17 protein-coding genes are annotated in these 23,890 nt (G+C 44.7%); 9 read left to right on the top strand and 8 right to left on the bottom strand.

Going from position 1 to position 23,890, the window contains the following annotated elements:
- Positions 1-183: 183 nt before the first annotated feature.
- From argC to AVL57_RS02130, 8 genes are all read left to right on the top strand, one after another.
- Positions 184-1,197 (top strand): N-acetyl-gamma-glutamyl-phosphate reductase, encoded by a 1,014-nt coding sequence (argC, locus tag AVL57_RS02165; RefSeq protein WP_057794326.1) that lies wholly within the window; start codon positions 184-186, stop codon positions 1,195-1,197.
- Positions 1,197-2,003 (top strand): acetylglutamate kinase, encoded by an 807-nt coding sequence (gene argB, locus AVL57_RS02160; protein WP_057794328.1) that lies wholly within the window; start codon positions 1,197-1,199, stop codon positions 2,001-2,003. Before argC ends, argB begins: the two co-directional genes overlap by 1 nt.
- Positions 2,000-2,911, top strand: coding sequence for an ornithine carbamoyltransferase (locus AVL57_RS02155; protein WP_057794330.1), 912 nt, complete (start codon positions 2,000-2,002; stop codon positions 2,909-2,911). Before argB ends, AVL57_RS02155 begins: the two co-directional genes overlap by 4 nt.
- Positions 2,912-2,925: 14 nt before the next feature.
- The gene (locus tag AVL57_RS02150; protein ID WP_061093569.1) at positions 2,926-4,131 is read left to right on the top strand and encodes an argininosuccinate synthase; all 1,206 of its coding nucleotides are present in this window, start codon (positions 2,926-2,928) and stop codon (positions 4,129-4,131) included.
- Between the two features lie 10 nt (positions 4,132-4,141).
- Entirely contained in the window at positions 4,142-5,524 is a 1,383-nt protein-coding gene (gene argH / locus AVL57_RS02145; RefSeq protein WP_057794335.1) for an argininosuccinate lyase, read from the top strand.
- Positions 5,525-5,528: 4 nt separating this feature from the next.
- A complete protein-coding gene (argA, locus tag AVL57_RS02140; protein WP_057794337.1) occupies positions 5,529-6,839 on the top strand; it encodes an amino-acid N-acetyltransferase in 1,311 nt (436 codons plus the stop codon).
- A gap of 150 nt (positions 6,840-6,989) precedes the next feature.
- Entirely contained in the window at positions 6,990-9,245 is a 2,256-nt protein-coding gene (locus tag AVL57_RS02135; protein ID WP_057794339.1) for an EAL domain-containing protein, read from the top strand.
- A gap of 91 nt (positions 9,246-9,336) precedes the next feature.
- On the top strand, positions 9,337-10,197 hold the full coding sequence (locus tag AVL57_RS02130) for an alpha/beta hydrolase family protein (RefSeq protein WP_057794341.1): 861 nt from the start codon (positions 9,337-9,339) through the stop codon (positions 10,195-10,197).
- On the opposite strand, the gene AVL57_RS02125 is transcribed toward AVL57_RS02130, so the two are convergent.
- The 4 genes from AVL57_RS02125 to AVL57_RS02110 all read right to left on the bottom strand — a co-directional run bounded on the left by AVL57_RS02125 (position 10,187) and on the right by AVL57_RS02110 (position 16,919).
- On the bottom strand, positions 10,187-12,925 hold the full coding sequence (locus AVL57_RS02125; protein ID WP_057794343.1) for a tetratricopeptide repeat protein: 2,739 nt from the start codon (positions 12,923-12,925) through the stop codon (positions 10,187-10,189). The genes AVL57_RS02130 and AVL57_RS02125 overlap by 11 nt on opposite strands.
- Positions 12,926-13,059: 134 nt before the next feature.
- Positions 13,060-14,010: a choice-of-anchor A family protein gene (locus AVL57_RS02120; RefSeq protein ID WP_057794345.1), complete on the bottom strand. Its 951-nt coding sequence runs from the start codon at positions 14,008-14,010 to the stop codon at positions 13,060-13,062.
- A 311-nt stretch (positions 14,011-14,321) separates the two neighbouring features.
- Entirely contained in the window at positions 14,322-15,479 is a 1,158-nt protein-coding gene (locus tag AVL57_RS02115) for a DUF2855 family protein (protein WP_057794347.1), read from the bottom strand.
- A gap of 24 nt (positions 15,480-15,503) precedes the next feature.
- Positions 15,504-16,919: a hypothetical protein gene (locus tag AVL57_RS02110; protein ID WP_057794349.1), complete on the bottom strand. Its 1,416-nt coding sequence runs from the start codon at positions 16,917-16,919 to the stop codon at positions 15,504-15,506.
- 152 nt (positions 16,920-17,071) lie between these two features.
- Between AVL57_RS02110 and AVL57_RS02105 the strand changes: the two genes are divergently transcribed.
- Entirely contained in the window at positions 17,072-17,662 is a 591-nt protein-coding gene (locus AVL57_RS02105) for a TetR/AcrR family transcriptional regulator (protein WP_057794351.1), read from the top strand.
- A gap of 137 nt (positions 17,663-17,799) precedes the next feature.
- On the opposite strand, the gene yghU is transcribed toward AVL57_RS02105, so the two are convergent.
- The 4 genes from yghU to AVL57_RS02090 form a co-directional block, all read right to left on the bottom strand.
- On the bottom strand, positions 17,800-18,657 hold the full coding sequence (gene yghU / locus AVL57_RS02100) for a glutathione-dependent disulfide-bond oxidoreductase (protein ID WP_057794353.1): 858 nt from the start codon (positions 18,655-18,657) through the stop codon (positions 17,800-17,802).
- Between the two features lie 305 nt (positions 18,658-18,962).
- Positions 18,963-19,091, bottom strand: coding sequence for a hypothetical protein (locus AVL57_RS21375; protein WP_257721357.1), 129 nt, complete (start codon positions 19,089-19,091; stop codon positions 18,963-18,965).
- A 344-nt stretch (positions 19,092-19,435) separates the two neighbouring features.
- Complete coding sequence (locus AVL57_RS02095; protein ID WP_057794356.1) at positions 19,436-21,127, bottom strand: NAD-dependent malic enzyme; 1,692 nt, start codon at positions 21,125-21,127, stop codon at positions 19,436-19,438.
- A gap of 71 nt (positions 21,128-21,198) precedes the next feature.
- On the bottom strand, positions 21,199-23,877 hold the full coding sequence (locus AVL57_RS02090; RefSeq protein WP_057794358.1) for a penicillin-binding protein 1A: 2,679 nt from the start codon (positions 23,875-23,877) through the stop codon (positions 21,199-21,201).
- Between the last annotated feature and the right edge of the window lie 13 nt (positions 23,878-23,890).

The raw sequence follows: 23,890 nt of genomic DNA, 5'->3' as shown, positions 1-23,890 counted from the left end.
GTTAACCTCTCCCCTGGATAGCTGCACATTGCATTGCTTGCGACAACGAATGTCTGCGAATATGCTTTTTCGGTAGCACACTTTTTACCTTTGTAATGTGGTAGCGGTTAGGCAAGTAATTTCGCCAAATCAGTTTACAAAGGTAAAAAGTGATTTTTTTCTCCATTTATTGAATTTCTCATTATGTATAACGTATCGATTATTGGTGCCAGTGGTTACACCGGCGCACAGCTAGTTCAATTAGTTCATCAACATCCTGCTTTGTCGCTTGAGGGGACTTACGTCTCAGAAAATAGTGCTGATGCGGGTAAAAATATTGCGGCACTTCATGGCAACCTAGCCCACCTCAACTATTCGTTGACGCCTATTAGCAATGACATATTAGTAGAGCTGGCAACGGAAATGGATTTTGTGTTGTTGGCGACCCCTCATGAAGCTAGTCACGACTGGATGGAAACCTTGTCTGCGGGCAAAGCAAAAATACTAGATTTATCTGGTGCGTTTAGAATTAAAGACACCGAAGTTTTTGAGCAGTTTTATGGTTTCCCTCATACCGCGAAGGCGAGTCTGCAAGAAGCGGTATATGGGTTGGCTGAATGGTACGAAGATGATATTGCACAAGCAGATATTATTGCAGTACCTGGCTGCTACCCTACTGCGAGTTTATCAGCGCTAAAACCTTTGGCAGCTAATGGCTTACTGGATGACGCGGTCCGCCCTGTGATCAATGCCGTATCGGGTGTATCCGGAGCCGGTAGAAAAGCCAGCCTAACGTCAAGTTTCTATGAAGTTAGCTTGCAAGCTTATGGTGTACTAGGTCATCGCCATACGCCAGAAATTGAAGCTTATTTAGCTACGCCGGTTATATTCACCCCTCATTTAGGTAACTTCAAACGGGGCATACTTGCAACGGTTACGGTTAAACTAAATAAGGGCGTGACCAGCGCTCAATTACATACCGCCTTTACCGAAGCTTATAGTAATGCACCTTTAGTAAGATTACGTTCAAGTTTCCCTAAAATTGACGATGTGGCGCATACGCCTTTTGTTGATTTACACTGGAAGCTTGATGAAACATCAGGTTATGCAGTAGTGACGGCAGCTATCGATAATGTCATGAAAGGGGCCGCATCACAGGCGATTCAATGCCTTAATATTATGACTGCGCAGCCGGTTGAAACAGGACTCGTGCAATAATGAACAGTTCACCCGTTGTAATTAAAGTAGGTGGCGCGTTGCTAGATGACGCTGCCGCAATGCAAAAGCTATTTTTAAGTATAAAACAAGTCAGCGAATCGCGCCCTGTTGCCGTGGTTCACGGTGGCGGCCCTTTGGTTGAAACACTAATGGCAAGTTTAGGCTTGGCAAGCACCAAAATAGATGGCCTTCGGGTAACCCCTGATGAACATATGCCTTACATCTGTGGTGCGTTAGCCGGCGCTGCAAACAAACAATTATGTGCTGCGGCGATTGCCTCAGGATTAACGCCCGTCGGCCTTTCTTTACTTGATGGCAATATGGTAGTGTGCCAACCGATGGCTGAGAAGTATGGCGCTGTAGGTATTCCTTCAACTGCCGATGCCACTTTCCTTAAGAGTGCGCTAGCGCAAGCCACGTTACCAATAATAAGCTCAATTGGCAGCAGCCCTGAAGGTCGCTTGTTGAATATCAACGCCGACCAAGCCGCGACAGTGGTTGCAGAGCTGCTTGACGCTGAATTGCTGTTGCTATCGAACGTTGACGGGGTACTTGATGCTGATAAGCAACTGATAGAAGTGCTTAATCAAGACTCCATTGCCGAGCTTGCACAAGCTGGAGTAATTACTGATGGTATGAAAGTTAAGGTAGACGCCGCACTGCAGTCTGCCAATACCCTCGGATTCCCTGTTTACATTGCTAGCTGGACGGCTGACATTACTGACATTTTGAATAAGAATACGGGCACGCAGGTATTACCTACATCGCAAGCACCGGAACATGGCGTACTAGGAGACGCATTATGAAACAAGACCTACTGACTTTTTCCAATTGGACACCCGAAGCAATGCATAAGTTGTTGAATTTGGCTGTTGAAATTAAACAATCACCTTCAAGCTACAGCAATGTATTAGCCGGAAAATCGGTAGTCGCCTTGTTTGAAAAGCCATCTTTGCGTACCCGTGTCAGCTTCGATATTGGCATTAACCGCTTAGGCGGCCACATGGTGTATCTTGATAGCCAAGGTGGAAAACTTGCTGGTCGTGAAGACGCGGTTGACATGGCAGCTAATTTAGCATGCTGGGCAGATGCTATTGTGGCCCGTGTTTTTTCTCACAATACCTTAGAGCAGTTTTCTCTTGCCTCTAAAGTGCCTGTCGTGAACGCACTGTGCGATAAATATCACCCGTGCCAGGCATTAGCCGATTACCTTACCGTCTTTGAACGCTTTGGTAAGACCCAAGGCATTACCATGGCTTACATTGGTGATGGCAATAATGTCACTCACTCTTTGTTAATTGCAGGTGCGTTATTAGGCTGCAATCAAGTAGTGGTTACCCCTGAAGGTCACGAATGTGATGCCGAGATAGTCGCGCACGCTAAAAAGCTTGCCGAACAAACTGGCGCGACCATTGTTGAAAGCCATGACGTTAGCGCTGCAAACGGCGCCGATGTGATCTACGCTGATACCTGGTTGTCGATGGGTGACGAAACGCCTTTGGCTGATATTAAAGCGAAATTTATGCCTTATCAGGTTAACGAGGCGCTGATGGAATCTACCGGTGCAAGCTATGTTATGCACTGCCAACCAGCACACCGCGACCTAGAAATTACAGGTTCGTTGATTGATAGCGATAAATCGTTGTTAATGCAGCAAGCCGAAAATAGAATGCATGGCCAAAACGCCATTCTCACTCAATTATTAAGTGCCTAAGAGGACTCTTTTAGATGCAAAACGTAAAGAAAATCGTACTCGCCTATTCAGGCGGCCTTGACACTTCAGCCATCATTCCATGGCTTAAAGAAAACTACGACTGTGAAGTTGTTGCCTTTGCGGCCGATGTTGGCCAAGGCGATGAAGAGCTTGAAGGCTTACACGAGAAAGCCATTGCTTCTGGTGCTAGCGAATGTCATATCGTTGACTTGAAAGAAGAGTTCGTACGCGAATACATCTACCCTACCATCAAAACCGGTGCGGTATACGAAGGTGAATACCTACTTGGTACGTCTATGGCGCGCCCTGTTATTGCTAAAGCGCAGGTAGAAATTGCCCTTAAAGTAGGTGCAGATGCACTTTGTCACGGTTGTACCGGTAAAGGTAACGACCAAGTACGTTTTGAAAGTACGTTTGCGGCCCTTGCACCACAGCTTACTGTAATTGCGCCATGGCGTGAATGGGACATGGTATCTCGTGAAGACTTATTAGCTTACTTAGCTGAACGTAATATCGAAACCACAGCCTCTGCCACCAAAATTTACAGTCGCGATGCAAACGCATGGCATATTTCTCACGAAGGTGGGGAATTAGAAGATCCATGGCAAGAGCCTACTAAGCAAATCTGGACCATGACAGTTGATCCAGAAGATGCACCAGATGCGCCAGAGCGCGTAACGCTTTCATTTAACGAAGGTGAACTTACTCACGTTGACGGTGAAGCTTTATCGCCTTACCAAGCATTGGTTAAGCTAAACACAGTTGCTGCTGCACATGGTGTTGGCCGTATCGATATTGTTGAAAACCGTTTGGTTGGCATGAAGTCTCGTGGTTGTTATGAAACACCAGGAGGCACGGTAATGCTTAAAGCTTACAAAGCCCTTGAAACCATGGTGCTTGATAAAGCTGCGCTTAAGTACCGCGAACAAATTGGCCTAGAATTCTCGCACGTAATGTACGACGGCCGTTGGTTCACAGCCTTAAACGATGCCTTGCTAGCGGGCGCTGAATCTTTCGCTAAGAAAGTGACTGGCGACATCGTAGTGAAGCTTTATAAAGGTCAGGCGACCGTTACTCAACGTCGTTCACCAAACAGCCTATACTCTGAAGATTTTGCTACCTTTGGTGCAGATGATGTTTACGACCAAAAACACGCTGAAGGCTTTATTCGCCTGTTCAGTCTTTCAAGTCGTATTTCTGCATTGAAAAATCAAGGTTAAGGAGTAACACATGGCATTGTGGGGTGGTCGATTCGAATCAGGCGCTAGTAGCATGTTCAAGCAGGTTAACGATTCGTTGCCGTTTGACCAAGTGATGGCAAGCCAAGATATTCAAGGCTCTATTAGCTGGTCTCGTGCACTGCAAAAAGCAGGCGTACTAACCACAGACGAACAAGCACAACTTGAAGGTGCACTTAGCGACTTAAAAGCGAAAGCTGACGCGGGTGAACTAGACTTTAACGCATCTAGCGAAGAAGATATTCATAGTTTTGTTGAGTCTGCGCTTATTGAGCAGCTTGGTGATATTGGTCGTAAATTACATACGGGTAGAAGCCGTAACGATCAGGTAGCTACAGATTTCCGATTATGGGTACGTGAGCATATTGCTTCACTTCGTAATGATGTTGTAGCCGTTATTCGCTCACTCCTTAATGCCGCAAGTCGTCACCAGGAAGCGATTATTCCTGGTTACACCCACTTGCAACGTGCTCAGCCTATTCACTTTGCACACTGGTGCTTAGCGTATGTCGAAATGTTTAAGCGCGATTTAAGCCGTCTGGACGATTTAAAAGTACGCATGAACCAGTGTCCATTGGGCTCTGGTGCATTAGCGGGTACAACCTATCCGGTTGACCGCCACGCTATTGCTGAAGAGTTAGGCTTTGACTCGCCATGCTTAAACAGCCTTGATGCGGTTTCAGACAGAGACTTCGTGTTAGAGCTTTTGTTCGTTGCTAGCACCAGCATGATGCATTTGTCTCGCGTAGCTGAAGACATGATTTTTTATAACTCTGGTGAAGCGGGCTTCTTGCAGCTTGGCGATAGCGTAACCTCTGGTTCGTCGCTAATGCCGCAAAAGAAAAACCCCGATGCATTAGAGCTTATGCGCGGTAAATGTGGCCGTGTATTCGGTTCACTTCAAGCCTTGCTTGTGACCATGAAGGGTCTTCCTCTTGCCTACAACAAGGATATGCAAGAAGACAAAGAAGGCGCTATCGATACGGTAAACCAATGGCATATTTGCTTATGTATTGCTACCGAGGTGCTTGATTCATTGCAGCTTAATGAAGACCGTTGCCGCGAAGCTGCCACACAAGGTTTTGCTAACGCCACTGAACTTGCCGACTACCTAGTAGGTAAAGGTATTCCGTTTAGAACCGGTCATGACATTGCCGGTAAAGTGGTACTAGAAGCCATTGAAGCAGGCTGCGCGATTGAAGACTTACCTTTGGCAAGCTTACAAGCGGTTTGCGATAAAATTGAAGATGATGTTTATACCGTATTGCAATTAGAGTACGGCGTGAACCAACGCAACATATTAGGCGGCACTAGCAAAGAAACAGTGACAAAAGCACTGTATCAAGAGCTAGAAAACCTAGATAAGCAAGGGTAGTAACATGGTGCTTGCACATCATGACGGCGTTAAACTTTTTAGAAGTTCACTGCCGTATATCAATGCTCATCAAGGGAAAACCTTTGTTTTGATGTTCGGTGGCGAAGCCATTGAACATCCTAACTTCCCCAATATTATTCATGACATTGCTCTGCTGAACACCTTAGGTGTTCGCGTGGTAGTGGTGCATGGTGCACGCCCGCAAATTGATCAACGTGTTGCCCTTCGCAATATTGAAGGTCGATTTGAAAATGGCGTGCGTATTACCGATAAGCAAACCCTAGAGTGCGTTAAAGATGCCGCAGGCTCTGTGCGCTCACAGGTAGAAGCCTTACTTACCATGGGGCTACCCAATTCACCGATGCACGGCGCACAAATTCGCGTGTGCTCAGGTAATTTGGTGGTTGCTAAGCCTATGGGTGTGAGAAACGGTATTGATTTTGAAAATACCGGTATGGTGCGTCGTATTGATACCACCGGTATTAACGACCACCTCAACGATGGCTCAATTGTGCTGCTCTCCCCTATGGGGTATTCCGCTACAGGGGAAGTCTTTAACCTTTCCCATGAAGATGTAGCCACCCAAGCAGCCATTGCCCTTAAAGCAGACAAGCTTATTGTTTTCTCTAACTTCGACGGTATTTACAATAGCGAAGACAAGCTACTTCGCACTATTGAGCGCCCTCAGTTAGAACAGCTTATTATGAGTGGCAATATCACCACCGAAGATACTGTATTACGTGCACTCACCACCAGCGTGGCTGCTGGCGTACCTCGCGCGCACTGCATTAGTTACGAGAAAGACGGCGCATTGCTGCAAGAACTCTTTACCCGTGATGGTACAGGCTCGTTGGTGATGGAACATCACTACGAACAGCTTCGCGCAGCAACTATTGATGATGTGGGCGGCATCTTAAAGCTCATTAAACCGCTAGAAGAAAGCGGCGTGTTGGTAAAACGCTCTCGTGAACGACTAGAAAGTGAAATTAACCAGTTTATTGTAATTGTTCGCGACGGTATGATCATCGCGTGTGCGGCGCTTTATCTTTACCCCGAAGATGGTTGCGCTGAATTAGCGTGTGTGGCTACCCATCCTGATTATCGCGGTAAAAACCGTGGTGAGCGCATTTTAGATGAAGTTAAGATACGAGCCCGCGAAGCAGATATCAATCGTGTATTCGTACTTACCACAGTGACCGCGCACTGGTTCTTAGAGCAAGGTTTTGAACACGCAGATATTAGTGCCTTACCTCAAGTGAAAAAAGAGCTTTATAACTTTCAGCGTAACTCTAAAGTGTTCACGCTAAATATCTAGCAATGTCGTGGCGCGCTAACACTTTAGCGCGCACCCTGTTAACAAAAATAGAAAATTGTTAATAATTATCAGTAATTTAAAACAATATTCTCGACAAATAGCCTAGCCTGAGATAACGTTGATGACAGAATAATTACTCGGTTATTTGTAGTGTTTAATCGTTGCAGTACTTTACTCAAACGTTATCTTCTTCTCGATGCAGAGCATGTTCGCGCCCCAGACGCTGATACATGGAAGCTTAGCGTGCTGCGAATTATCCTGCTTATCGGCGTTACCCTAACCTCAGCCATTGTGCTGCACTCTTCTTATGCTGCCTATCAAGAAGGTATGTACTATGTTCTATACCTTACCATTGGCTTTTCAGCGTTACTTTACGCCACCTTGGGGCTTCGTAAAGGACAAATAAAACTCGCATCAGCCAGCCTTACCCTCACCATTGTGTTAGCAGGACTGTGCATACTGTTCTTCACGATTGATATTGCTTCCGCTCGCTACGGCTTGTTATTTTTCTTCACGCTTCCCATTATTTTGCGGCTATTTTACGGCAATAAAGCCGCAATGATTGGTATGTTTGTAAACCTCATTCCTTTTGCGGTTTTAATCAACAACGAGCCAATAGCCCCACTTTTCGGTATCGACATCACCTTACCTGACACTCACACCTATTTGAGTTCGTTAATATTCATGTTTTTCAATTTTTGCCTTCCCATGGCCGTCATTCGCGTGATGACATCATTGGAAAGTCAATCATCGTTAAACTTGAAGCAAACGAAAAAGATGGAAAAGCTTGTGAGTCGCTATCAAGAAATCTTTAACAACGGCGGCACCCCTTCTTTGTTTTGTGATCAACAAGGGAAGATATTACAAGCTAACAAAAGCGCCCGAAAACTGATTACTCAATTACCGGAACCCTGCCAATATATTCATCAACTTTTTGAGCTAAATAAGCCACTTAGTGCTGGTCATCGACAAAAAACACATATAACGGGCAATCCACACGCCACCTTCGAGCTTCAATCTGCCAGCCTTCAGCTTCACAAAAAACAATTAATCCATTGCTTCGATGTATCTGAGGCAACGGAACATGACCGTAAGTTCGACGCATTTAAACGACAGCATTTTGAAAAGCATTATTATGATGAGCTCACAGGTTTGCGAAACCATCATTATTGGAATAGCAGTGTTAATCAGCCGGTACCCGCAAACACGCAGGCGGTCATGCTTAAACTGGCGAATTTGCGTGACATTAATTTGCAGTATGGTTATACCCAAGGTGACAAAGCAATGGCACGATGTGCAGCGCAGATACAAAGCGCACTGCCCGCATCGGTGAGCGTGTATCGCTTACCTGGCGCTAGATTTCTGGTTTCATGTCAACACGACTCGCACCAGTCCAAAGACTTTAATGCTTGGCTTCGGGAGAAGCTTCCCTGCGCTATTCAGATTGATGACAATCTCGTCAAGCTGTCTCAACCATTAAACTGGCTGGGCGGTTTTGTACATGTTACCACCCCCCAGTCGCCTTCTCAGGTTACTGAGTCTTGTGCTATTGCCCTAAGCCAAGCTAGTAGCGACAAAGATTTCAGCCAATTTGATAGCAATGTAGTAAAGCTTATTCGTAAAGACACGCAACACAGAGACAAGGTGAAGCGATTACTCGACAACCGCTGTTTAGCATTATGGCTTCAACCTCAGGTTTCCATTGATAATGCAATTGTAGGTTTTGAAGTACTGGCTAGGCTCAAAGATGATGAAGAGAATAAAATACTTCACCCCTATCAGTTTCTTCCTGTGATTGAAAAAAACAACTGGCATATTCTCTTCACCCAAAAAGTGCTTGATAACACCATTGAGCTTATTGAAAATTGGCCAAGCAGTATTCCCCCCGTTCCCGTGGCCATAAATTTGTCAGGCCCAGAACTACTCAGTGATTTATTCTACGAAAAGTTACTGCGCCGATATTCAGAAAGCGCCTTTTTACGAGAGCGCTTGAAGCTGGAGTTAACAGAAACCTCGGTATTAGCGAGCCACCAAGAAACGAAGCGCAGGCTAACTTCATTGGCCAATGTGGGCGCGACTATTATTATTGATGACTTTGGTACTGGCCACGCATCACTGTCACAACTTATCGATATGTCAGCATCGGTGTTAAAAGTTGATAGAGAGTTTATTGATCGTATAGATAGCTCAGATCGCCACCGCAAGATTGTTCAAATGACGATAGAGTTGGCAAAAAGCCTTGATATGCAGACCATTGCTGAAGGAGTAGAAACGCAAGCACAGCTTAACCTACTTGTTGATATGGGCTTTACTCTTTTCCAAGGGTATTTGTACGGGAAACCAGCCCCACTTGAAGCGTGGCACGGAATGGACAAAGCTATTACTGTTGGAAAGCCTGCAATTTAATAACCGTCTATAACAAATTTAAATACCTATTCTCTTGCATTTTCACTCGACTCTCGCTTTACTGGTAAGACCAGAAGAGCGAGAACGACAGATGCCTAAAGATATCAGCGTTACCTGTGAAGACAGTACTCACTTAACCGCAACACTCTACACACCCGAACACGCCGTTAAAGGCGCAGTCATGATAGCGCCCGCCACAGGTATTAAACGTCAGTTTTACTCTGCATTTGCTAACTACCTCTGTGAACAGGGATTTGGTGTGATCACATTCGATAACCGCGGTATTGCTGAATCGTTAAAAGGTAAGGTCAAACACAGTAAAGCCTCCTTGGTCACCTGGGGGCAGCAAGATATGCCCGCAGTATTAGAAACCTTAAAAATGCACTTCCCCAAGACTCAATACTTTTTAGTCGGTCATAGTGCTGGCGGGCAACTGTTAGGGCTAATGCCAAACGTGAATGACCTTACTGCATTTTGTAACTTTGGTAGCTCATCGGGTAGTTTGCGTAACATGCGGGCTAGGTATTTGCTCAAAGCGCACTTTTTCATGAATGTCTATATCCCTTTGAACAACTTACTTTTCGGACACACTAAGTCTCACTTAGTCGGCATGGGTGAGCCTTTACCTAAAGGTGTTAGCAAGCAGTGGCAAAAGTGGTGTAATGGCCAAGGTTACGTGAAGGAAGCTTTTGGTAAAGAAGTACTCAAGCACTGGTATGATGAACTACGCCTGCCATCTAAATGGTTGTTAGCCAGCGATGATGATATTGCCAACCTGTCAAACGTTGAAGATATGATTAGCGTCTTTCCTTCGCTAGAGGCAGAAATTCGTCTAATCGAGCCCAGCGACCATAATCTTACAGAGATAGGCCACATGAAGTTTTTCTCTAGAAAATGTCAGTCGTTGTGGCCTGAGGTAAGTGATTTTCTTATCTCTCACCTCAACGCTTAATTTCTACCAACAATGCTTCGGCTTGTGGGCGGATATCAGAATATTCTTCGACGGTAAGTAACGACGTTAGTATTCGCTCGGCCTCATCACGTTTATCCAAGTTATAAAGCGTATAGGCTAAATGGTATTTAAGCGATGGTGATATAGCATCCCTTGCCGACGCCTCTCTTAGAATGGGTAAACTTTCGTTGTAACGATCATTAAGCGCTAAACTCCAACCGTAGGAATGCAAGACATCTGCATTGTTAGGCGCAAGCTCATACGCTTCTTTTGCATACACGAAGCTTTGGTCTGTATCGGTAGGGAAGTGTAAAATAGCTAACCGGTTTAACATGGCATATCGGCTATTATCATCAACAAGACTGAGTAGCTGTTGATAATGACCAATAGCCAGGGTTTTATCGCCATAGTAATAGTGATATTGAGCAAGTAAATTGCGGGGAAAATAACGCGTTGGCTCTTGCTTTACTATGCTATTTAGGCGCGCCAAAAAGCGGTTAAAACTTTGTTTTTGAACGCTAATTGAATACAGTTTAGCTAAGGCCAAATCGAAACTTGCATCAAGTGCCAATACGTTTTCAAAATGCTTATAGGCTGTGTCTAGTTGCCCTTGCGCTTGTGCTAATTCGCCCTGCTTAAACCTAACTAGCGGATCATTCGGAAAGTCGTTTTCAAGCATTTCAAGGGAGGCTGCGGCATCGTTCAGTTTCCCGGAAACAAGCATCAACTTCACCAGCTGTAAATGGATATTTTTATCATCTGGCACTAGTTGATGGGTGCTTTGCATTACCTCTAAGGCCTTGGCTTGCTCGCCTAAAGCTGTCCAAAGTGCGACTTGCGCAAGTCGTGTATTAATAGAAAGCGACGGAATAACATCCATCTTCTTAAGGGTAGTCAGCGCTTGTTGTTTATCGCTTACTTTTATGAAAAAACCTGCTAGTTGAACTAATGCGACTTGGTTCCCAGGCTCGCTAGCCAATAGCTTTCTTAGCAATTCTATAGCGCTCTTGTAGTCGCCTATTTGCGCATAAGCCGCTACCGCCGCTAAGGTAACGTTCGACGGCGTTGATGCTCCATTAGATACTAATATTTTACGAAAGCCAGAAATGGCAGCCTGAAGATTACCCATTTGAAAATCAATTTTGGCCAACTGAAAAGCAACTTGTAAATGTTCAGGACGCGAAGTAGAAAGGGAGAGTAATATTTCTCTAGCTTCATCTAACTCATTACGTTGAAGCAACAAAGTTGCCTGATTATAGCGTGCTGCGAACAACCTAGGTGATTGTATAAGAACCCTATCAAGAACCTCTTGTGCTTTTTCGTATTGTTTATCAATAATAAGCTGCGCTGCGTACATATTTTGAATCGACACGTCATTTGGAAAGCGGGCTAACAACAACGTTATTGCTTCACCAGCTAGCACCGAGTTTCCGTTATTAAGATGATGTAGCGCATAGGTCATCAGCACTTGTCGGTTTTCAGGGTAACGTGCCTTTAAGCTAGATAGTTGCGCATTGCTTTGAGCAACTTTTCCGCGACTTAAGGCAACTCGCACTGCATATAAAGCGACATTGACGTTATTTGGGTACGCCTCTTCAAGCTTATTCAATAAGTTTACTGCTGCAAAATTTTGCTTGTTCTCGATAAATAGTGTTCCCAACACTAACGCTTGATCAATATTGCTATCTATCAAGGTTTCTGCATGAGGTTGCAAAGCAGACATCGCCGATTTCTTATCCCCAAGCGCTATATTAGTGCTTGCTAGCAATATCGCCGTTTGTACATCTTCTTCTGTGTGCTTTGCATAACTGAGAAAATTATCACGCGCTGTTTCGTAATTCTTCTGCATCAACGCCACCATACCGCGCAGGTAATAAAGTGCAGGTTCAGTCTGCAGCATAACGTCATCAACATTCGCTAATTGAGTCGCTATTTGCTCTAACTGGGGCCTAATAACAGCTAACGATTCTACCTGACTGGTAAGCCAACTATTGACGAAAAGTACATAAAGATCGCCTTCCGTTTGTAACAACAAATCTTCTGTGATTAAAAGCGCCGCATCAAAGTCAGAAGAAGAAATGTAAGCATCGATTAAACTACGCGCCATGGTTGGGTTGTTTGGAGCCAATAAAAAGGCCCTACTGTAAAAGGCCTGTGCTTGTGCATACTCTAGACGCTCATTTGCCAACCGCCCCTTTAACCACCATGTTTGTGCTTGGCTATCATTTTGTGTCATAGATTTAGCCAATAGTGCTTCAGCTTCCGCATAACGACGGTCAAGAATGGCTAATAATGCCAATCCATTTAGGCCTTTAGGGTGATCTGAGGTGAGTGCGAGGATTTGGTCATTTTCATATTTAGCACACAACATTCTAGATTGCTGCATACAGGCTTTTGCGCGGATCGTATGCCAATTTATGCGTGTTTCAAGAGGCAGTGGTGAATCAAAACCAAGAGCGAGTATACGTTCACTATCGCCTAAGCGAAGCAGTACTTCGCCCCATGGTTCGAAAATGAGTCCTGCGTCGCCCCCGGCATCAAAGGCCTCTCTAAATGCAGCATCTGCTTGGGTAAACATGCCATTAACTTGATACAATTGTGCTAATAAGATCTGTGCAGGTAAATAGTCTGGTTCAGCTTGAAGTGCATTTTTTGCATAAATGAATGCTTCTTTGTATTCCTTTTGGGCGAAGGAAGCTTTCCCTTTTTCATAATCCTCGTTATTCACTGAATATACCGAGAAAGATAGAGAAAGACTCACAAAGAAAACAAGCGCACACCGTGCGCTTGTAATTATAGATATCAGGGGCGAGGTTTTACTCATTAAGTAACATGCTCTGCTATAGGCAGTCGCTCGATACACTAGTAGCGGCGTACTCTTCTAAAGCTTAAGAATAACAAGAACAACGCCAATACTGCAATGGTAGGCGGCTCTGGGACAGTTACTACCGGAGGCGCTGAAGGTGTCTCGTAATTAAATACATAGTTATGAAATTCACGAGCGCCTGTATATGAAACCGCGGCGAAAGAACCATCAAACGACGCACCACCTTGGGTTGTCGCTAGAGGGGCTAGCACCGAACCTTTAACAGCTAAACTATTAAAATCAATACTTTCTGCGTCGTAGAAGTTCCACAGTACATTTGAAAATGCTTCGCTACCGTTGAAACCATTGTTTAGGTTTACACCACCACCCACTACGATGTCATTCGCAACAGCATCACCTGCTGAAACATTAATGATAACGGTTTCTGCATCGCCCCAGTTCAGCGATAAATTACTGTTTTGCGCGAAGATATCGCCAGCGGATACATTAAATACTGCAACGCTGTCTGTACCTACATAATTAAATATGCCATCACTGTATGTGCCATTCGCGCTAAGACTGGCAAAGTAAGCTGAATCGGCGTGCAGCGAGGCCGCTACTTCATCAATACTGAGGTTGGCATTATAAATCGCTTCGCCATCATTACCGTCATTCAGTTCTACATGCGACACATTAAGCGCGCCACCGTAAACCAAGTTATTGTCATTTAATACGCGAATTTGATTGGCATTTACGTCACCCATAATAGTAACGGCATCGATGGCAGTGTCTGTATTTGCTAGCCGACTACCAAACTCAACCGCGCGACCATTAGCGTTTAAGTCACCACCGATAAGGACTTGGCCCTGCACATCTCCACCTTGAAAGTTATAATCTTCCAACAAGATGAGGTTGTAAGTACCCAGCGTACTTGAAGTAGACTCTGCGGCGCTCACTGAAGCTACAAATGTAAACAACGATATCACTAATACGACTAAGCGAAACATCACGTACTGCCTTATATTTGTATGAAGTTCAAACAAGTCCATCAACTTAGGAAATTAAGTCAAAACTTGTGCATTGCCGCAAAAAAAGCAAAATTCATACCATAAACTCAACCCCATGACTTTAATGAAGTTTATGAAATAAAGCCTAATACCAACTGAAAAAATGTAAAAATCACTGACAAATGACAATATTTTTTACATGAAACTAACTAAAAGCACCAACCTGGTGCGAAAGCTACTTTGAGTTGGTGTCCCAAAAAGCGATGCGCCTACAACTTATTTGATAGGAGTGAACGCAAATTTTATTATGATTATGGTATAAATATCAGCCCTTCGTGTGGTGAAACATCACCGCGACAAATAGCGGTAAAGTTTTGTATTAACGACGCAATATTTTTATGCTCTTTTACTGACAACCATGAAGAGGTCCACAACATGGCTTCTTTTACAAAAGCCCCGCTTTGTGCGTGAAATTTACTTGCACCTAATTCCGTCATTCTGGTTTGAATGTGCGCTGGTGCGAAGAAGAACTCATCGCTATTGCCAGAGGCGTCTTCGGTATTTTCAGCGCCATCCTCTGTGCCCGCGTCTTGCCAATGTGTTAATCCCACTTGCACATAGCGCATTAGGTCGTCACCAAGCCTTGTCTTTAGCCGCTGCTTAACCTCACTGTTTCCCGACATATCTACCACAATACTGGCTTTACTGTGGATGTCATCTAGGTTGTCATAGCAAACCACTTGATTGTAAACATCTAGTCCCTCAACAAACTCTTGGCTTTTACCAGAAGTTACACCTACCACGTGATAGTCATCTTTTTTAAGGGCATAGGCCAACCCTAAACTGGTTTTGCTTGATGCACTTAATACAATCACTTGTTTTGGCTTAGGCGCGTTGTACTGGTCGATTAAATCCCATAAACAATAAGATGTAATGTATAAAGGCCACAGTAACATTTGCAGGTTTTCACGGTGTGACTGGGTCTTATCACCGCCACTTTCTAACGGGCGATACATATTATAACCCTGCGGTAATGAAGTTCTATGCGCGCTGGTATCTATCAGATTTCCTTGAGCAAAAGCAATGGCGTCCATATGCAGGTGCGTGGCAGGCGGGAAATACCCAAAATAACGGCTGCCTACGTCCACTCCCTCTGCGCTAGACGCTGACACCTTCCCAATACCCCACACAGGAATAACCCCCCACTTATTGTTGACGTTGCTCTCAAGTGGTTTGTTGGAAGCAGCTTTGTCGGCAAGAGCTTTGTCGGAAACCGCTGGAAAAAACTGCCAATATCCAAGCTTTTCACCCATCATGAAATAAGTGAGATTGTTGGCGGTAAACGCAAAACGCTCTACTTCAAAAGTCACGCCCTCTTTCGACAGCCCTTGATTAGAAAGATCGGTGTTTTCTGTCGCGACTATACGGTGTTGGCTTAAGTCTTGTTTATCAACTTGAAACTGTTGCATAACCTTGTTCCCTTTTTCTTAGAATTAGAGTTTGCCACTGGCTGATAGCATATGCATGTACTCCATGAGTTTCCCCATAGCAGGTTGCGACGCGGCTTTAAGGCGCCCTAACACTTGTAGTTTCGGCATATCGTCTTTGGCCACTCCATGAACAATTTTGGAAAACCCATCGAGCCTACAATTGTGGATCCATGCTCGAAGCTCAGGTGCCTCGCCCCAAATATGCATATTTCGCAGCATGGCTGCTGTCATAGGTACCCAGTCAATATCACGATTGGGCAAAGGGACAACTTGGGTCAGTTTCTGTTTGGTAGCTTCATCATCATAGGCTGCTTCAACATGCGCAATTAGCGCCGCACTGAACACCGGTTGGTAAGCTCGCACGGTTTGCGGCGTAATAGTATTGCCCTCAAAAACAGGCTTTATCTCTAGATTTGTGAGTGCTGACGCCGAACAGTCCACCACCAAAGCATCTTCTGGCATTGCCCACTGAGTATCCTCGAACGTAAGTGCCTCTTTTGACACATGGGTCACTCTGCCATGGCGAATAATATTGGGTAGGGTTTGCAGTGCCGCTAATTCGGCTTCACTTACCGTTGCGCCATGGAACATAGCAGGCCTGATGTCTTTATCTATACGCAGCATCACGCCCTTTTCCTCTAATTTATCGAACATATCATCAATAGAGGTCGACTGAGCAATAGCTTCCATTTGGTTCGCTTGCGCACCGATGGTATCGAAGAAAAAGTCATCTAGTGGCTGGGTGTTTTTTCGATTAAGCAGCCATGCATCCCGCGATACCACCCAATGGATGTTTTCAGGGTTTACAAGATTGCTAAGCAACCATAAACAAGTGTCGCTCCCCGTTTTACCGCCGCCTATAACCACATAGTTTTTATGCCCACGTACACGTTGGGTTAAGGTGTTTACTGGCGTAAAATCAACATTTTCATCAAGTGTAAAGCTAGGCTTGTGGGTAATGGGAATGCTGGTTTTCAAGTAGGTCGCATCCACGATTTTTTTATTAACGGTAACCTCAAAGGTTTTATTGCCCGTGATATTAGTAAATTTGCCATCGCCTTCGTATTGGCTGAGAGGAAAATACTGTACGCGACCTGAGGGTAAAAAGGTCTCTTGCATGACTGCATCAAAATAGGCACTCACCTCAGCACCAGAGGCCAGCCCCATTAATCCTTCATTCATTCCTGTTTTATCAATTACGCCGCGATTTAACTCTCGTGAACAAACACCATAAAAAGCAGAAGGCTGATGTAGGGTGACAAAAGGATAAGCTAAGTTCCAATGACCACCAGGCTTAGCGTATTTATCGACTATGATAATGCTGGCATCGGTTTCACTGAGCAGTACATCGGCAAATGCCATGCCTACCGCCCCACTTCCCACAATCAAATAATCGCAAGTTAATTGTTCTGCTTTCATATACTATGTCCTTTATGTATGAACCTGCCTGCACGCGGGTTTATAGAATGTAATCACGCTAAACGACAATCTAATGGAACGATTGAATATAACAGTGTTATATTCAATATATATAACGCCGTTATATTGCGCAACATGTAAATTCAATGTAAATGAAAAAAGATACTCGTCAGAAAATTTTAGAAGCGGCTTCGACCTTGTTTTTGAAAGGGGGCACCCATGCATTAAGTGTACGTGCTATTGCTGAGGGCGCTGGTATGTCTACCATTGGCATTTACAGCCACTTTAAGGGGAAGCAAGGTATTCTTGATGCCCTATATATTGAAGGCTTTACCCTTGTCGATGAGATGATGAAAAAGTCAGAGGGTAATACCCCATCAGACCGGTTACTAAATGCCTGCGAACACGTACTGCGATTCTCTGAAGCACATGCAGCGCATTACAATTTGATATTTGGGTCTAACCTTAAAGACTACACCCCGAGTGAGGACGCAATTGCTGCAGGGGAAAAGGCGTTTATTACGTTAACTAAAGTGGTTTCAGCGATAATTAAAAAAGAGATTGCTGTAGAAGAGCGTCAAGATATAGCCATGCAAATTTGGGCGTTGTGTCATGGTTATATAAGTCTAAACCAACATGAAATTCGCAATAGAATTAATTGGGTGGACTGGCAGGCGCGGGCATTGAATGCTATTCGGCTGCACGTTTACGCGCTGGTTGCTACGCACAACAGTCATTTATAATGGACGCTTGTTAAAGACGCTTGTTAAAGACGCTCATAAAAAGACTGCAAAGCAGCAACACATTTACCGGCCTACCACGAGTAGGCTCGAGTTAGGTGACAACCTATGTGTTGCTGACTCAAAGCAAAGTTCGCGGCTTATTTCGCTTCGTTTAGCGCATCATCGATGTCTTTCGCGCTATGCCTATCTTTAAGCTGCGCATCGCCCCACGTACGATTAACAATTACGCCGCGCTGTACTGCAGGGCGAGCCTCAATTTCTGTAGCCCAGCGTAGAACATGTTTGTAATCGTTAACTTGTAAGAAAGTTGCTGCGTCGTACAGATTTCCAAGTACTAAGTTGCCATACCATGGCCAAATAGCCATATCAGCAATACTGTACTCGTCACCGGCAAAATAGGTATTTTTGGCGAGATGTTTGTCTAGCACATCTAGCTCACGTTTTACTTCCATGGTAAATCGGTTAATAGGATATTCCATTGGGTACGGTGCATAACTATAGAAGTGACCAAAACCGCCGCCTAAGTAAGGTGCTGAACCTACTTGCCAGAACAACCAATTAAAACACTCTACTTTTGCAGCAGGATCTTTAGGAATAAATACATCAAACTTTTCCGCTAAATAGTGCAGTATCGAACCCGATTCAAATAGCTTTGTTTCTGGTGTAGTTGATGTATCTACCATAGCAGGAATTTTAGAATTCGGATTTACATCAACGAAGCCAGATGAAAATTGATCACCTTCGCCAATGTTAACCAACCACGCATCGTAATTGGCGTCTGTAATACCTGCAGCTAAAAGCTCTTCCAACATGATAGTCACTTTTTGACCGTTGGGAGTAGCCAAAGAATAAAGCTGAAGTGGATGCTGCCCTACAGAGCGTTCTTGCTCATGGGTGGCACCCGATACAGGGCGATTGATACTAGCCCATTTGTTACCGTCATCTTCATTTTGGCTCCATACTTTTGGAGGCGTGTAAGTATTACTGTCAGACATATCAGATCCTTTTCTATCGCGTTAGCATGATTATAAATTTGATGTGTGTACTGAATATGAAATTACAAGGGATTGGATGAATGATATACGACCAAGCGCTTCTCGCTGGGATAATTCACAAAGAAGACAGAATAAAATCGTTTAACACGTATTATAAACTGCCCCTGCTTGAATAAAAGGCGCGCAATCCATTGCCCGCAAACTGTGTGGTTATTGGGTGCGTGCTATTTAATAGCGTATTCGCTACAACGAGCATCACCAGTAACCGAATTTTTTAACAAGTGCTAACTACTGCTTTAGAAAGCCTAGTCTTGTTCCAAAGAGGACAGTGCATCAAGCAACATGCACGTATTGAAATCGTTCGACATGAGCTCATTAGACATAATCTCATTAGCAAAAATGGTTTTAGTGAAATTCCTTACTATTGCAAACATACGGTTCCTCCCTGTGGGTATTGATTTGAGTCACAATACCGATGCAGCTATTGCTGTGTTCTCGATTAAGAGTAAGCAGCAATTGTGCCACCACAACAATTTAAATAATATCATATACTTATGAAAAATCTCGCGGTACGTGAGATAAGTGGCACTGAGAAAATGTTGCACTCTCGCAACACTTTATTACTGACTAGGGGAACGTCCGAAGTTTGAATTAAAAACCTAGACTTAAAACATGAAGTAAAATAGTCAGTGTATTTGAATTAGCAAAACCTGACAGAAGGGATAAAAAAAGCAGCCCTAGGGCTGCTCTCGTAGACTTTTATTAAACGCACATTAGTTTAAATGCTAACGCGCTTGTAAGGTCTGTATTCAGCTTTCCAAAAATTACGTTCAATATGGTCATTCAATGCATCGTCTGACATCTCAAGGGCTAGCCCTTGTGCCATGGCAACCTTACCCACCTCAAAGGCTATTTTGCGGCTAAGCTCAGCAATAGCACCCAATGGCGGCAACAAGGAACCTTCGCCAGTGTTTACCAGCGGCGACGCATCAGCAAGTGCATTACTTGCAGCCATCAGCATTTCATCACTGATTAATTTTGCTTTTGCAGCAACGACACCAAGACCTATACCAGGGAATATATACGAGTTATTACACTGGGCAATGGTGAATACTTTACCTTTATACTCAACGGGCTTGAACGGGCTTCCCGTTGCAATAACCACTTCGCCATCAGTCCATTCGATAACTTGCTCTGGTCGCGCTTCAACCTGACGAGACGGGTTACTTAATGGAAAGATAATAGGTAATTCACAGTTTTGCTTCATGGCACGAACCACCTGCTCGGTGAACAAACCAGGTTGCCCCGATACACCAATAAGAATATCTGGCTTGGCGCAGTGCATAACATCAAGTAGCGATGCGTAATCACCGCTAAAGGTCCAGCTTTCAAGGTCGACTAACTGTTGACTTAGTTTTTGCTGGAAGTCACGTAACCCTTCCATGCCTTCAGTTACTAGGCCGAAGCGGTCTACCATGAAGACTTGTTTACGCGCCTGTGCATCGCTAATACCTTCATGCACCATTTGTTGGATAAGCATTTCAGCAATACCGCAGCCGGCTGAACCTGCCCCAACAAACACTACTTTCATGTCTGATAGCTTTTGTCGCTTCATGCGACATGCCGCTAAAATGGTACCTAATGTAACCGCAGCAGTGCCTTGAATATCGTCGTTAAAGCAGCACACTTGATTGCGATAGCGGTTCAGCAAGGGCATCGCGTTAGGCTGTGCAAAATCTTCAAACTGAATCATCACTTCAGGCCAGCGACGCTTTACTGCCTGAATGAACATATCGACAAATTCATCGTAGTCTTCTTGGCCAATACGAGGATGACGTGCCCCCATGTACATAGGGTCGTTAAGTAACTTCTCGTTGTTCGTTCCTACATCAAGCATAACCGGCAAGGTATAAGCTGGGCTAATACCACCACAGGCGGTATAAAGCGAAAGCTTACCGATTGGAATACCCATACCACCAATACCTTGGTCACCAAGACCAAGAATTCGCTCACCATCGGTCACGACAATAACTTTCACTTTACGCTTGGTGGCGTTGCGAACAATATCATCTATTTGATGGCGCTCTTCCCACGACACAAATAACCCGCGAGAACTACGATAAATGTCTGAAAACTGCTCACAGGCATCACCCACAGTTGGGGTGTATATAATTGGCATCATCTCATCAATATGCTTTTGAATAAGACGATAAAACAGGGTTTCGTTGTTATCTTGAATGGCGCGTAAATAGATATGCTTATTCAGAACTTCGTCGAAGCTACTGTATTGCATGTACGCGCGCTCAACTTGCTCTTCGATACTTTCGTAGCGAGGCGGTACTAAGCCGGTTAAGTTAAATGCAGCACGTTCTCTGGAAGTAAAGGCACTGCCCTTATTTAATAGGGGCGTTTCCAGCAGCGAGGGGCCAGCATGAGGAATATAAAGATATCGATTTGAATCTTCTGACATGGGTTATCCGGTTGTATTTACAGGCAATCACTTAGCAGCAACCTGCTGAGCGTGCTTTTGCACGCTCTTTATTAAAATATTTCTTCAGGTTCAGGCGTCGTTGTTTTATTTTGCGAGGCAGGATCGACCACTTCATCATCAAGAACATATGAGGTGGGTTCAGTGCCTTGCAAGAAATATTCGAACAGTGTCGTATGGTCTGTCCTTCGGGTCAACTTCCCACTGGTACGATCAATGCGAACTCGTACTATTTTCTCAGGTACAGGGATAGGTGAATGAGGCTTCCCTGCCAACGCATATTCCATAAATCTTATCCATGCCGGACCTGCTGCTTTGGCACCGTCTTCGGTACCAATTAACGCATTACCAATCCAATTGAATTTTTCAGGATTGCGATTGACGAGGTTTTGGTTGCGGGTCGCGCGGCCAAGTTGTCTGCCCATGTTGTCAAAACCCACCCACGCAGTCGCAACGATATCTTTTTGGAAACCACTGAACCACGTATCTCTTGAATCGTTCGTGGTACCGGTTTTACCGGCAATATCAGTGCGCTGAAGAATATTTCGTGCTCGCCAACCTGTACCAAGCCAATAGGTCTTCTTACTCCAATTCCCATTTGCTCGCACACCGGTACGCATCATCTCACCGACCAAGAAAGCATTTTGTGCGGTAATAACTTGCGGCGCACTTTGCTTTTCAGCTGTTTCGTTTTCAGCGAGCAACACATCTTTATTGAGCTGGGCTTCGAGTAAGGCTTCTACATCAACCTCATTGTTGTCCAAACCGCTATCTAAATCACTTTCTGGATAGCTTTCAGGTGCATGAGCCTTGGTGCAATTGTCGCATGCCCATACAGGATTGGCTTGCCACAATACTTGATTATGTTCATCCAGCACTTTAGCGATAAAGTGAGGGTTTACTAAGTAGCCGCCATTAGCAATAACTGACATACCACGAACCACCTCTAGCGGGGTATGAGAGCTAGAGCCTAACGATACGGTTTCATCTAACGGGATATCGTCTGGATCAAAACCAAAGCGGGTAAGATAATCGGCCGCTTTACGAAGCCCAACCCCCCGCAATAGACGAACTGACACTACGTTTTTTGATTTACCCAAGGCTTTACGCATACGAATAGGGCCATCGTACTCAGCCGGTGAATTTTGGGGGCGCCACGCAACACCGGTCGCCGCATTCCATTGGTTAATAGGTGCATCATTAATAATGGAAGCAAGGGTGTACCCACTGTCTATAGCCGCAGAATAAATAAAGGGCTTAATGTTAGAGCCTACTTGTCGTTTAGCCTGTGTGGCACGATTAAACTGGCTTTGATAAAAGCTATACCCGCCAACTACCGCTTCAACCGCACCATTTCGTGGGTTGAGCGCAATAAAGGCTCCGCTCACTTCAGGGAGTTGTGCGATACGCCATGCGTCGTTCTGCTCACGAATATAAATAACCGCGCCAGGTTGCGTAATATCCGATGCAGTTTCAGGCTCACTGCCTTGCCTAAAGTCGGTAATATAGCGTCTAGCCCAGTCTAAGCCTTCCCAGGTAATTGTGCGCTTCTCGCCGTTTACATCGAGCACATCAATCGATTGTTCAGTTGCTGAAAGCACAACTGCTGGCACAAGAGGCTTTATGTACGGCACTTGTGACAGCGCAGCAAGCATCTCGCGCTCGCTCCAATCACTAGCAAGCAACTTATCACTGATATCGGTATTTAAAGAAAGCTGCGGCACTGGCTCATCTTGGCTATCTGGCGATGGGGCATCCCACAAATAGCCCAGTGGTCCTTTGTAACCATGACGCTCATCATAGTCGTGAAGATTCCTGACCACCGCCCGCTGAGCAGCAAGCTGCAAGTCGGAACCTGCGGTCGCATAAACTTGATAGCCACCGGTTTCAGCTTCATCTTTACCGTAAATGTCGACCATTTCGTTATAGATGATGTCGGCCAAATATGGCGCATCCACTTCAATTTCAGCACCATGCTTACGCGCAGTTATAGGCGCGCTTGCCGCACTATCAAAGTCTGCTTTAGATATGTATTCTTCATCAAGCATACGCAGCAACACCACGCGGCGGCGACCTGCGGATGCTTCAGGATCAGTAATAGGGTTTAGTGCTGAAGGCGCTTTTGGAAGGCCAGCAATAGTAGCAAGTTGTGCCAATGTGAGTTCATTAAGAGATTTACCGTAATATACTTGGGCGGCAGCACCGAAGCCAAACGAACGATGGCCTAGCTCAACTTTATTCAAATAAAGTTCAAGTATCTCTTCTTTACTGAGTTCCTGCTCCATGTGCCAAGCGATAAATATCTCTTTTACCTTACGAATATATGTTTTTTCTCGACTTAAAAAGAAGCCTCGAGCAAGCTGCATGGTTAATGTGCTCGCACCTTGCCTTTTTTCACCCGTAAGAATTAAGCTCAACGCTGCACGGGCGATACCGATAGGGTCTATACCGTGATGTTCAAAGAAGCGACTGTCCTCTGTCGCCAATATCGCGTGGATTAATTGCTCAGGCACTTCCTCAAGTTTTACGGGTATCCGCCGTTTAACCCCATACTGAGAAATTAATTTTCCATCATGGGTATATATCTGCATCGGCGTTTGGAGTCTAACATCCTTAAGTACAGTGACGCTTGGTAGGTTAGGTTTGATATAAAAGTAAATACCAACAAGCGCGACACAACCAATAAGGCCGGAGATGACAAAGAATAATAATAACGGTTTAATGTACTTCACAATTTAAGGATAC

Origin of the sequence: Alteromonas stellipolaris (assembly GCF_001562115.1) — a bacterium.
Classification (GTDB): domain Bacteria; phylum Pseudomonadota; class Gammaproteobacteria; order Enterobacterales; family Alteromonadaceae; genus Alteromonas; species Alteromonas stellipolaris.
Note: the sequence above shows the minus strand (reverse complement) of the source record. Positions and strands in the feature narration are given on the sequence as shown.